At 45.4% G+C, this 13,186-nt stretch carries 8 protein-coding genes; 1 reads left to right on the top strand and 7 read right to left on the bottom strand.

What is annotated here, in order from left to right; translation table 11 throughout:
- Positions 1–37: 37 nt before the first annotated feature.
- From BR06_RS0104215 to BR06_RS0104205, 3 genes are all read right to left on the bottom strand, one after another.
- A complete protein-coding gene (locus BR06_RS0104215) occupies positions 38–523 on the bottom strand; it encodes a tyrosine-type recombinase/integrase (protein WP_031480442.1) in 486 nt (161 codons plus the stop codon).
- A 409-nt stretch (positions 524–932) separates the two neighbouring features.
- Positions 933–2,120, bottom strand: a complete 1,188-nt coding sequence (locus BR06_RS0104210; protein ID WP_034602745.1) for an ATP-binding response regulator — start codon at positions 2,118–2,120, stop codon at positions 933–935.
- On the bottom strand, positions 2,113–5,466 hold the full coding sequence (locus tag BR06_RS0104205) for a hybrid sensor histidine kinase/response regulator (protein WP_084154017.1): 3,354 nt from the start codon (positions 5,464–5,466) through the stop codon (positions 2,113–2,115). The genes BR06_RS0104210 and BR06_RS0104205 overlap by 8 nt, the downstream gene beginning before the upstream one ends.
- Positions 5,467–5,683: 217 nt before the next feature.
- Here BR06_RS0104205 and BR06_RS0104200 point away from each other — a divergent pair, with 217 nt between their 5' ends.
- Positions 5,684–6,709: an HD-GYP domain-containing protein gene (locus tag BR06_RS0104200; RefSeq protein WP_031480436.1), complete on the top strand. Its 1,026-nt coding sequence runs from the start codon at positions 5,684–5,686 to the stop codon at positions 6,707–6,709.
- A 688-nt stretch (positions 6,710–7,397) separates the two neighbouring features.
- Here the strand turns inward: BR06_RS0104200 and BR06_RS0104195 are convergent.
- The 4 genes from BR06_RS0104195 to BR06_RS0104180 form a co-directional block, all read right to left on the bottom strand.
- Complete coding sequence (locus BR06_RS0104195; protein ID WP_034602743.1) at positions 7,398–8,513, bottom strand: GGDEF domain-containing protein; 1,116 nt, start codon at positions 8,511–8,513, stop codon at positions 7,398–7,400.
- Between the two features lie 205 nt (positions 8,514–8,718).
- Complete coding sequence (hisC, locus tag BR06_RS20865; protein ID WP_328285872.1) at positions 8,719–11,151, bottom strand: histidinol-phosphate transaminase; 2,433 nt, start codon at positions 11,149–11,151, stop codon at positions 8,719–8,721.
- Positions 11,152–11,182: 31 nt separating this feature from the next.
- Positions 11,183–12,190, bottom strand: a complete 1,008-nt coding sequence (locus BR06_RS0104185; RefSeq protein ID WP_031480430.1) for a hypothetical protein — start codon at positions 12,188–12,190, stop codon at positions 11,183–11,185.
- Entirely contained in the window at positions 12,187–13,002 is an 816-nt protein-coding gene (locus tag BR06_RS0104180; protein ID WP_031480428.1) for a ThiF family adenylyltransferase, read from the bottom strand. Before BR06_RS0104180 ends, BR06_RS0104185 begins: the two co-directional genes overlap by 4 nt.
- Between the last annotated feature and the right edge of the window lie 184 nt (positions 13,003–13,186).

Here is a 13,186-nt window from a genome sequence, read left to right as displayed (position 1 = left end):
TTCCTAAGCCCGTAAGAGACAAGGTAGTGATAGCTTGTTATTTTAAAGCTACTGCTCCCCATGAGCTCCTTACCGGTGTATAGCTCCGTTCTATGCTGGACATGCCATGATGCAAATTGAAGCAGACTCTTTGTCTGGGACCAGCCACTTCTTCATTGAACATTTCAGCCGCAATTCTACGGAATGTCGTTGAGACTTGCACAAGTTTACCCTCATTAATGGTGCTGAATAACCGTTCTGCGCTTGCGTGAGGTTTAGCGTGTCTGCGCTTTAGCATCTCTCGTACTTGATTAATGAAGAAGGTTTTACGGTTAACTCCTGCTTTAGGGTCTCGAATATAAATATCCTCATTCCCGAAATCGATGTCCTGCCATGTAAGGGACGCAATTTCTCCGAATCGTAAGCCGCAGTATAGAGCTAAAATAGGCATATCATGGGGCAGAGGGGATCGGATCTGTAATTCTTCAAGAAGCTCTTTTGTTTTGTTTTTTCGCAAACATGGCAGAAGATATTTTCTCAACATTTTTTGCGTCAAGCCTGATAAGTTGCGTCTTGCCAATTTGTGGGCATATCCAGTGTTTATAGAGTGCCGATTCAGCTCCGAGAGATCCGGCAGACTTATAGCTCCCTAGAGCTAGAGAGTGAATAGTAAATTCTGCTCACTTTCCTCTTTGCCTGAATAACAAAACAGAAAGGCCAGCCCCAGAACAGGACTGGCCTTTACTAATTCAGTATTTTTAACCGATCAAGACGACTACAATGTCGGCAACAAACTTACCGCACGCACCTTCTCACACTTCTGAGCGTGGCAATATACACATGCCTTGTCATCTTTATTGAAGAACGCCCTAGAAGAGCACCTACACTACTAAGATCAATCCCGTTAGACAGTAGAAAGGTTGCTTGCAAAAGAACGGATCGATCTTCTTGGCTCACCCCTCATCATTAACCGTGTGTAACCTGCATGGAACGGTGAAGTTGACTGTAGTGCCGACACCCTCCTGACTTTTCAGCCAGATATGCCCACCCATCAGTTCTACAAGGTGCTTTGAGATAGAGAGACCAAGTCCAGCGCCACTATAGACTTTGGTCAGGAAGTCTTCTCCGATGGAGAAGGGCTCGAATATGTAGGCCTGTTTGTCTTCGCTAATGCCGACACCGCTATCCGTGACAGTGAAACAAAAAACTATCGTATCTGGCTCGTTGAGGGATACCTCATTTCTTTCCCATGATTTGACTGATACATCTATGGAGCCGCTGTCAGTGAAACGGAGGGCATTATTCAGGAGGTTCATCAATATTTGGCGAATACGACCGACATCTGCATAAAGAGAGGCTGGTACACTGGCTTCGAATGAGTTGGAAAAAGCGAGTCTCTTTTGCTTTGCTTGATCCCGATAGAGGCAAAGAACCTGATTAATACTCTCCTTGACTTCGAAATGACAGGGACAAAGATGAACTTTTCCAGCCTCAACGCGAGCTAATTCCAGAAGGTCGTTGACCATCGTCAACATTCTGGAAGATGATTTCAGCGCATCATCGAGAAAATTCTTCTGTTCTGTAGAGGGGTTGCTGTCCAAAAGGAGCTGGGTCATTCCCATTATACCATTGAGCGGCGTCCGGAGCTCATGACTCATGTTCGAAAGAAAGATGCTTTTTGCTCGATTAGCCGATTCAGCATCATCTTTGGCTTTTTCCAGCTCAATGGTCCGCTCGCGGACCAGACTTTGTAGTAGCCTGGTCTGATTGTATAGTGTGAGTTGAGTTTTTACCCTTGCCATGATGATTGAAGGATTGAAGGGCTTGGTTATATAGTCCACCGCCCCTAAGTTTAAACCTTTTTCTTCGTTTTCGGTCTCGCTCATGGACGTTACGAATATTATGGGAATCTGACGAGTCCGTTCATTATCCTTTATCCGTGTGCAGACCTGATACCCGTCTATTCCCGGCATCATGATGTCCAACAATATAAGATCGGGCGGCTCATCGGATAATGCAATCCGTAAAGCGTCATCCCCATTGATTGCCACGCTGACTCTGTACTCGGAACTCAACAGTTCACTCAGAATATCCAAATTGGCAGGAGTGTCGTCGACAACTAAAATTCGTGCTTTATCCATTGTCTATCTCCTCCTGATCATATTCCTCGATAAATTGTTCGACACTTGTACGGCCGCGCGTAAAGTCGAATTTATCAAGCATCACACCGAGTTCCTTTGCAAACTTCGGCGCAACATGGGTCAACTCAGATTCGATGGAACTATAAACGTCCCTGACCTCGACATCGTGTTTTTCCAAAAGGTCCGACATTATTCGTAATCGTGGCAGCAGCCTCTGAACTTCCTCGAGCAAAAAGGTGTCGGTTTTATCATTGCCTTCACTTATGTCTTCATCGTTTTCGGTTTGTGGGAAAGCCTTAAAGATCCCTTCAACAACGCGCTTTATTTCTGGCTTAAGATTGTTCAATAAAGTTAGGGGGCTGTCAGAACTGTTATTCAAAGCAGTCTCAATTTCCTGAAAAGACTGATGCAAGGTGTCAGCTCCAATGTTCCCTAAAACTCCTTTCAAGGTGTGGGCTAAATGGCGTGCTTCTTCGTATCTGCTTATGGAAACCAGAGAGATAAGTTTCGAGTACTCATCCTCGCAATCATGAGCAAAGTTGACGAGGAGTTTTTCATAAAGAACTTTATTTCCCCGGACTCTGGCGAGAGCCTTCTTTACATTAATTCCAGGTAAATCATTGAAGATAAGAGGTGCATTTTCGTCTTTACGCACAAGAGATGAATGTAGCGATTCAGTTTTAGCTTTTTCTGGTAGCCATTTGGAAAGGACTTCCATGAGCAGATCAGGATCAATGGGCTTTGTGACATGGTCGTTCATGCCCGCCAGCAGGCTTTTCTCTTTGTCGCCGACAAGAGCATGCGCAGTCATGGCGATAACGGGGATGGATTGCAGCTTTTCATCAGACCGGATATTCTTTACTGCTTGAAAACCATCCATAATCGGCATCTGGATATCCATTAGCACGGCGTCGTAGGTATTGGCCTTGACCATCTTCACCGCCTCTTGGCCATTGCTGGCTATTGAGACGGTCACGTCAGCGCCTTCGAGTAATTCGCGCGCGACCTGCTGATTGATCTCGTTGTCCTCCGCCAGCAGGATATGTGTTCCGGCCACATTCTCCGGGATTCCGTTCCGTGAATTTTCCGGAATAATTTCTCCCACCCGGCATTCATAATGGGCAAAGGCCCCCATTATGGTATCGAACAAAATAGAGCGGTTAAACGGTTTGAGCATGAACCCATCCAGATCGGCCTGTTCCGCCCGGTGACGAATTTCACTATGCCCATATGCGGTGAGCATTATGACTTTGGGTATATTATCAAGACGATTGGATCCCTTGATTTTTCGGACCAGTTCGATGCCGTCGAAGTCAGGCATTCTCCAATCTGTAACCACCAGTTTGAAGGGGTTTGACTTATCGTGTTCATGCAATAATTCTAAAGCTTGTCCTCCGCTTTCCGCCATCTCCACGTCGAATGTAAATGATCGCAAAACCTTATCTAGAATTGTTCGTAACATCCTGCTGTCATCCACAACCAGAACACGCATACCGCGGATATCATCTGGATAGACATAATTATCTTGGGTATGTCTGTCCTGCAACCCGAAGGGAATGATGAACACGAATTCACTTCCCTTTCCTATTTCGCTATTAAGTTCCATGGTCCCACCCATCAATTCCACCAAACGTTTGCTGATAGTAAGGCCAAGCCCGGTGCCCCCAAACCGTCTGGAGATGGAACCATCGGCTTGACAGAAAGGTTGAAAGAGCTTCGCCGATTGTTCCGGGGTAATGCCGATGCCGGAATCTTGAACTGAAAATCGGATCTTCGCGATGCTGCTGGTTTCTTCGACAAGTTCAGCCGAAATAATAATCTCCCCGGACTCTGTGAATTTTATGGCATTACCTGCCAAGTTTAACAGCACCTGCCCCAGGCGAAGTCGATCTCCGATAAGCAGGTTGGGGACGGTGCTTTTGACCATCAGCAAAAGTTCAAGCCCTTTTTGTTCAGCCTGGAGGCCGAGCATGTTGAGCATGTCATTAAGCACATCATCCAATAGGAAATTGACCTTTTCTAATTCCAGTCTGTCTGCTTCAATTTTTGAGAAATCTAGTATGTCATTGATTATACCAAGCAATGATTTTGCGGACATATCTACCTTTGTTAGGTAGTCGTGCTGCTTGGATGACATATCCGTTTTGAGTGCCAAGTGCGTCAAACCGATAATAGCATTCATCGGAGTGCGGATTTCATGGCTCATCCTAGCCAGAAAGTCACTTTTGGTTTGGTTGGCATTTTCCGCCGCCTGTTTGGCTATTTCTAGTTTTTTATGTCCAAGAATGCGTGCGGAGACAAATCTGGCTCTGGTCAATGCTCCGAAAAGTATGATCAGGAGAATTCCGCAATATACGATCGTATAGCGGGAGGATACTTGTGAAAGCAGTGTCTTGATGTTTGATGTTGGAGTCAGACAAACGATCTTCCACTTGCGTACATTGCCGTTAAGTTTTCTCTCGCCTGCCTCAGGAGATACGACGATGGTGGAGTATGTATAGATCCCCTCAGCGGTGCGGAACTGTCCGTCAGAGGACGAGGCGATTTGTTTCCATGCTCCAGGGTTGATGGCTCCAAAATTGATAGCTTTTCGGTCTGGGTACATGAACGACCACTCCTGACTTCTGTCTGGAGACAGGAACCAATAACCGTCGCTGTTCAGGAGCATCGATAGCATCGAATAATTGCTTGAGGAATCTATATTTTCAAGAATACCATCAATGATTTGTTGTCCTAGATAATTGAGCACTACCAAACCTGTCCGCCGTCCAGACCCGTCGTAAGTGGGCATGGATATCCTGATCATTGGCTTGATAGGCTGTTCAATCTTCCCGTTTTCAATATTGAGATCAAATGGCGAGATGTAGACTTCGCCGGGCTTTAGATTCTGGGATTCCTTGAAATAATAACGATTCGCCTTGTTTTGAAGCTTGTCTATGGAAACAGCCGCAGGCTGTCCGTTGTTGTTATTGACCCGAATCAGTTCCATGCCTCCATTGTCAAGAATTCTGACCTGATCGTAGACCTTGCGGACTTGGCATAAGGTTATGAATTCCGACTCTATATCGACGCGCTCAACAGGGCTACGGTTTCGCAAAAATCGGCGCAACTCAACATGATTGGCTTCCAGTTGGATGTCATTGAACAGCCTTTTTAAATCTAGGCTGATCTTTTGCGCCAACAATCTGTTGTGCATCTTTGCATTGATCTTGATGACTTTTTCGACCGAATCAGCCTCCTGCTGATACATGGTATAGCATCCTACACCCGCCAGAACGGCAAGGGCTACTGTTGTTATCAGAAAGCTTCGAATGGCTATGAATGGCGAGCTGTGTAAGTTTTTCATACTTATAAACCTCAAATGAGTTGAGTTAAAAAGGGAGGTGTCTTATGGTCGTTATCACATGACAGAGATTAGGTACACTATAACCATCTCAATATGACTAGCGACATTCTAGGATTGCTGAAAAATAGGCCTTTATTCTCCCACCTGAAAACAACAAACACATGCCTTATGGAACTACAACTTAAAACGTACCAATCTTAGAAGGCAGGATATCAAAATGGCTCAGCAACACGTTCAGACAGTTCTGGTAGTTGATGACATCGTCACTAATATTGAAATCCTTCTGGAAATTCTTAAGGATGAGTATAAGGTGAAGGTCGCTCTCAATGGAGCAGATGCTTTAGGTATTGTAGAATCGCCAGATCCTCCGGATATAGTTCTAATGGATATTATGATGCCTGGAATGGATGGATTCGAAGTCTGTCGTAGGATGAAATTAAATATGAAAAGTCGGTGCATTCCTATCATTTTCGTCACCACGAAAGGTGCTCAGGATGACGAGACTCTCGGCTTTGAACTTGGTGCTGTGGATTATATTACCAAGCCTATTAATCCCGCCATTGTGAAAGCTCGTGTCAGGACGCACTTAGCTCTATACAATCAGAACATTGCTTTGGAACACCAGGTGGCTGAGCGCACAAAGGATTTGTATTCAACCCGATTGGAAGTCGTCCGTCGTCTTGGAATAGCGGCAGAATTTCGGGACAATGAAACAGGTCTCCATATTATTCGCATGAGTAACTACAGCCGAACAATAGCGAAGGGTTATGGCCTTAGTAATAGCGAAGCGGGCCTCCTGCTTAACGCGGCCCCTATGCACGACGTCGGTAAGATAGGTATCCCGGATAATATTCTTATCAAGCCGGGAAAACTTACCCCTGAAGAATGGAAGATTATGAAGACTCATACCTTAATCGGGGGAAAGATCATCGGCGACTATGACAATGATCTTATGGCGACAGCTAAAAGTGTCGCTTTGACCCATCATGAAAAATGGAACGGAACGGGCTACCCCGAAGGGCTCTCTGGTAAAAATATTCCTCTCGAAGGACGTATTACTGCCGTTGCCGATGTGTTCGATGCCCTAACATCAGACCGACCATACAAAGAGGCTTGGTCGGATGAAAGAGCCTTTGATCTCCTGTTAAAGGAGCGGGGCAAGCACTTTGATCCCGAAATCGTTGAAATTTTCTTCAAGAATATAGAGGAAATCATGTCCATCAAAGAGAAGTATAGTAAATAGAAGATGGTCTTCGGTCTACAATCTCCCCGTCAAAGAGAGGAGGGGCCACTTGGTTGGACTACTGAGTGTCAACCTATTCTAGGGCGGGACAATGATAAATGAAAGGCTAGCCCCATAACAGGACTGGCCTTCACTAATTTAATTATTTTAACCGATCAAGGCGGCTACAATGTCGGCAACAAACTCACCGTGCGCACCTTCTCACACTTATGAGCATGGCAATATACAATCTGCGGTAATCTTCGTTGAAGAATACCCTCGAATAGTACTTACGCTACTCAAATCTGCCCCGTTAGACAGTAAAAAAAAATCATATAATGGCGAGTGTTAGATGGAATGAAATAATCACCGTAACCTGCTTTAATGCATGTCTTTCTGGACGGTTTAGGAATGGATTGAGCCGGTCTGTTGTTTCTGCGGATCCCGGACAAAAAAATGTAAATTTTCTGCCGGAAATTTTATTATTTCTTCAGCTACTATTGCTAGCGATGGAACTTTTTGTATCGGGTTAAAGAATAGTAGATTATCCGCTGTAGGAGGTGATTTTGAAAATATTGTTAACTGATTTTGCTAGTAGTGTTTTATTTTTTCACGACAAAATAAAAGGTCAGCCCTCTAAAATGGGGCTGACCTTTTCACAATTGAGAGCTGAAGGCGTACTCTTTAGTTGGCTCGTTTCAATATACAATCACTCAGTTTTTACAGAATTAAGATCGTCCGAATACAAAGTTATGTAGTGTCCCGATTGTTTTTTGGAAGCATACATAGCCTTGTCGGCTTTCTTGATGAGTGTGTCGGCATCGATATCCATATCTGGAATGAACTCAGCAATTCCAATGCTCATTGTAACCCTGCATTCTTGGTCCATTTCTGAAAATGCTTTTGTCAGCCTATTGCAAACAGACTTTGCCATGTCGCTTGTGGTCTGGGGTAGCATTATGCAGAATTCGTCTCCACCGTATCTAGCGGCGACATCTTCTTCTCGTAAAATTTGTCCCATTGCTTTTGCTACGTTGATGAGCACTGCATCTCCGTACTTATGGCCCTTCGTGTCATTAGCCTGTTTGAAATGATCAAGGTCTAAATAGCATAGTGAGAATCTTTCCGCCCGGCGTTGTGCTCGAGCCAATTCCTTACGCATATGTTCAAAGAAACTACGTTGATTATAAAGACTTGTCATACCGTCTTTATTTGCTTGCTCCGCAAGTTGCTGGGTCCGTTCAGCAACAGTAAACTCAAGGTCTCTGGCATATACTTCAAGATCTTCACGGCTCCGGTTTACTTCATTAACCAGTCCTTGAATATAAGTGTCAAAAACAAGAACCAAGTCGAATAGCATTAGTTTTTCTAAAGCTTTATAACGTTGAATGCAGATTTTACAGGGCTCATCACTTTTCGTTGTTCTAAGCCTATCTTGTAATATTCCGCTTAAAATTTTGTAGGCCGCGATGTAGAGTTTGGGAGGGACGCCTATGCGTTTGTGAACAAGTCCAATGCGTAATCGAGATTGGACGTAATGGATGTCATATTGAGCATCGAATAGTGATCGGAGATAGCCTCGCAAGTGATTTTTAAGCCGGTACAAACTTTCGGCATCTCCGATGACCTGCGCTACGCCTTCAACTTCCACCAATATGTCATAAAAATCCTCTACAATAGTATCTAAATCAGAGATTATGATTGGCTTAGTGTCCAATAATATTTTTGCATCTTCGTCAGAGATATCAAGTAACCCCTTGCGTTTAGCTATCTCATGTGAAGTTATTCGCAGTTGCTCGTTTAGGGTGAGATCTGTTGGTTTCATGACTAACTCCAATATTTTAAAATATAGATCGTTACTAACGTATACATAATATTAAACTTTATGAAAAGGGGGTGTCTGAAGAGTTGAATTATGCTTTTTAGTTCTTATTGCGTTGATAACAATTGGATAACATTTTGAAATTTTGAAGTATTGATTTTTAGATTCAAAATCTTACAGCGTTTAGGCAGAGTATGGTGAAACAATTTCAGGATAAATTGCTTCCCTGTTTGATGGATTTCGCCAGAGCTTTAACGCATGCTTGCATGGCATCTTTTTGTCCAACGGTAATTCGGATACAGTTAGGAAAGCGAAAAGGTGTCATCATCCTTACCATGACGCCTTGTTGCATCATCATGCGATAGGCCAGACTGTCGCTGAATGGAAGTTTGACCACTACGTAGTTGCCTTCGCCATTGACCAAATCCAGACCCAGTGGAGAAAGCTCATGGAGAAGAAGGTCTTTGCCCGAGGCAACCATTTCTCTAGTGCGCATGATGTGCTCCTGATCTCCTAAAGCCGCCTGCGCAGCCACTTGCGCTACTGCGTTGACGGAATAGACAATGGCAGTGCGGCGTATCATGTTGACGACGTCAATGTCGCCCGCCAAGTAGCCGATACGCAGTCCAGCCAGACCGTACATCTTGGAAAAAGTTCTTAGTATCACAAGGTTGGGATACCGGCTTATCAGTGATGTGCCATCTGGAAAATCGGGTTTATCAACGAATTCGAAATAGGCTTCATCCAGTACTACTATACAACGCTCGTCCACCTGTTCAAGGAAGTTAGTCAGTTGCTCCGTACTCCAGTAAGTTCCTGTCGGATTATTGGGATTACAAATAAAAAAGATCTTCGTTCGGGCGTCACGCATTTCAAGCATAGCTGCTGGGTCGAAAGCCATATTGTTCAGGGCCACCAACTTGGTGTCGATGCCGGAAAAGCGAGCTACCCACTCATATCCACCGTATGTTTGGTCCGCAGTGATAATGTTGTCGCCGGGCTCGCAAAAGGACTTAATGAGCAAAGTTATGCTCTCGTTCGCACCGTTCGTAACAATGAACTGGTCGGGATGTAGTTCGCAACTTTCAGCCAGTTTGAGGCGAAGGTGGTAGGAATCTCCGCTTGGATATATGGCGGAGTCTATTGGGGAAAAGTCTGTCTGTGCTCGCAGTGCTGCCGAAGGAGGTCCAAGGGGGTTTTCGTTGTTGTTCAAACGATAGAGGACGTCATAGTTGTATTTCTTTTTTAATACGTCGCCGGGCTGACTCGGAATGTAGGGCTCAAAATTCTTAACGAAAGCGGGAACGAGACAATGCAGCACAGTAGGGCGGCGGAACAGTACGACATCGCCCTGTCCGGCGTGGGGAAGTACTAGCCGTGGTATGAAACCATGTTTTAGTAGGGGCTTTGTGAAGGCTGCCTGCCATGGGATTCCGAGGTCTATTTCCGCAGATATGTTACACCAGTTCTCTTTTTCAAGCAGGCACACATGTCTGGCCACATTATCTTCCATGTCGCACCCAGGCCATAGTGGCCGTAGTGTGACGACATTTTGTTCACGCTGAAAACTGGTAGTTAGAGCAGAATATTCTGATTCTATCTTATTCTCTTCAGGTCGTATAAACTCAACTTCCCTTGGAAGAACGAGACGACGGTACTCCTGTAATAGGAAGTCCTCCAGCGCCGTGTCCGCCCATGCCTTTACACCGGGGTCCTCACGTAATTGCCGAAAATAGACTACTTCTGTCGTGGTTTCGCAATCTTTCTTATACACCGAGTAGGACCCGAGTTCCTCAAAATCGCGGCTGGAGAGAGGTGCGCCTGGATAGCGATTGATCAAGCCTATGGCGGGTGTTCTCGTAAGATCCTTTAGGCATGAGTTTAAAAGACCTGTGTAAATATTTTGCTCTTCTAGCCCAGCCTGATCTTCAAACAGATAAGGGCCGTAACATTCTAGAGTTTTGGCAGTGTCGCACCGCCAGAACATACCACCGCATTGTCGCCCGTGTGCATCGGATGCCACGGCGCAGTTATATTCACCGGATGCAACCATATCTCGTAGCTTGCCGGGGTTCGCAAAAAATTGGGGAAGCAGTTCTGGGCTAAGATGGTATGATGCCATCTTTGCAAATAGCTCTATTGCTTCTGGGGTAGCTATTCGCGGTTCACATTCGAAAACTACAGCGGGACTTGGATCGGACATGCTTTGTGGAAGTGCATAGGTCTTTTCCTTGACCAGCACCAACCGGAATAGCTTCTGTTGCTCCCGCACTAGGCGCAGTTGATCGACGCTTCGGGAAGCTAACAAAAGGCCGATCGCGAGCATATCCTCTTCAACGCCAAAATTGGTTTCGTGCGTAAGGTTGAAGGCTCGGTAGTCAAACTTACTTTCCGTAAATTTAAAATCAAGGCGTAAATAGTATGTTTGAGGGCTGCAGGAAATGTCGATCATTTGGTCATGATCTGCATTCTGGCAGAGGTATATAAATATCTCTTCCGCTGCCAGAGTCATTGATAAAGTCTCACGGGCTCCAAGGCCGCAACATGTTGCTCCGTTTTCCACAAAAGAAAGGACGCGGCGCAGTTGTTCTTTGGCTCGGGGTACTCTGATCAAAGTCGGATGTGACATGCTATTGTTCATTCAGGCTTGTTCTCATGCTCTTTCGCGGTTTTTACTTAGTTAAACGCTTCCGCTCATTGGCCACGTAGTTGAATATTTTCTTGCCCATGGGTGAAGCTACTTGAAACAGAGACATATCAAGTTTTGAAGCTACGTACTGAAGGAAAAGTGATTCTCCGCCATGGGTGGTGTTTGGCCCCAGGCCTGCGAAGAAAAAACCTTCCGATTCAGCCGCTCTGCAGATGTCCTCAATTCCTCTCTGATCCAAGGGTCGTTCAAGAAAAACCGCAGCCGCACCGTCTTTATCTAGTAGATCCCTCAAATATCTTTTTATATCCGATGCGGTGTCTGTTCCTGTGCATTGAACTTGAATATCGCCCATCTCCCAACTGCTGTTGAACCGAACTGTGACCGATCCAGCTCCATCCTGCATGGGCAATTGTTCAAAGGAAATAGGTCTTCCCAAGTGTGCATATATCTGCTCGATCATGTCCTGATGATGAGATGGCGCGCAGATAATGGCAGTTTCGGGATCCGCAAGGAATTTCATACTGACCACGCAGCTTTCCCGCTGTGCTACTACTCCAGTGGTTTTCTTGAAATCGAGAGAGGAGGGCATTGCTCCCAGTGCTAGGCAACAATTCTTGAAACCGGCCCGGCGTGCGATCACTTGACTAGCTCGATGACTAGTGACTTCGTGGCTGACCATGCAACGTACACCAGTCAGAAGAACTTCCTTATCCAGACATTTGATCATCTGGGCCAAAAGAAAGTGTCCCTCGTGAGCTCGTTTTACAACGGCGAGGCCGGATTCTGCGGCGCCGCCTGGATAACAGCGTTGCGCTGAGCCGTGTCCGACTACCTCATTCGTCTCATTTGAAATCGTCACTATAGAAATAAGATTTCCGGACTCGTTCAGATCTATAAGGCTTTCAGGTTCGTAAACAAACGCTGTAGGATAGCTGTTTCCATACACATCAAAGAAGCAGCGGCTAACACCCTGCGCGTGTTCCGGCCGGAATCGCTGAATATCATAGAGCGGTTCGTTTACATCTTTCATGATGGATCATGTGGCGGGTCATAGTCTAAAATAGATTTGACCTCCATCTTCATGCTTAACAGATCTAGGATAACAAAGGAGGGTGCGAAAACAATTTCGCGCTCAAGGTAGTCTGTGTCTTTGAGGATGTATGCGATAATTTCCGAGGCTACTAACAGTCCTGCCTGTCCTGCGCCCACGGCACAGGTAGCCAGCTTATTCGGCTCAAACGATTTCGCTATGTTTGTAAGCAAATCGTGGGAAAAGACGTCCTTGGCTATAAATAAAAATGGCGAAACTTCATCCGCTTGCGCCGCTGACTTTTGCCAAAACTCATCGGGTGACATGCCACATGGGTCATAATTTAGCATGATAGTACCAAACCCGCACGCCACACTGGTGAAGATCGGAATTTTTTCTTTTCGAAGGATGATTACGGCTCGGTCCATCAATTCTTTGCTGGCATCAATATCGATGGCGCCGATATAAATATCCGATCCGAGTAGGAATGCGTCCATGTTTTCCAGTGTGAGTCCCTCTGGAAATTCCTCGATTTCTATCTCGGGATTGATGCTTTTGGCCCATTCTACGTAGACGGCAAGTTTTGGCCTGTCCATGGTAGAGCCAAGAGCTGCCCATTGTCTGTTCATATCAGGTGGATCAAAAATGCCCTGTTCCGCCAAACGGAAACGCTTCACGCCCGAACGTACAAGGGTCATGAACGCAGGCCCTCCAACACCACCAAGTCCTGCTATTGTCACGAGAGGCCTACTCAGTGTCTCAAGGGCCTGCTGCCCAAGCAAAGCCCGAGTTCTATGCAAAAAATCTGTCAAGGCTAACTCCTCGTTTTTATATGCTAATATTGAAAGTATAGGACTTTGAGTTATCAATTTGCAATACTTATGTCACGTTCATTAATTGGTAGATTGCCATCTCATGAGTGGGAGGGAATCTGATTTTGAGAGTCGGATTCTTCCTGACGCCTTCATTGTTTACAATTTAGATTCTAATTTAACC

It is taken from the genome of Maridesulfovibrio frigidus DSM 17176, assembly GCF_000711735.1.
Taxonomy (GTDB): Bacteria; Desulfobacterota; Desulfovibrionia; order Desulfovibrionales; family Desulfovibrionaceae; genus Maridesulfovibrio; species Maridesulfovibrio frigidus.
The sequence above is the reverse complement of the archived record's forward strand: the minus strand, read 5'-3'. Positions and strand labels throughout refer to the sequence as shown.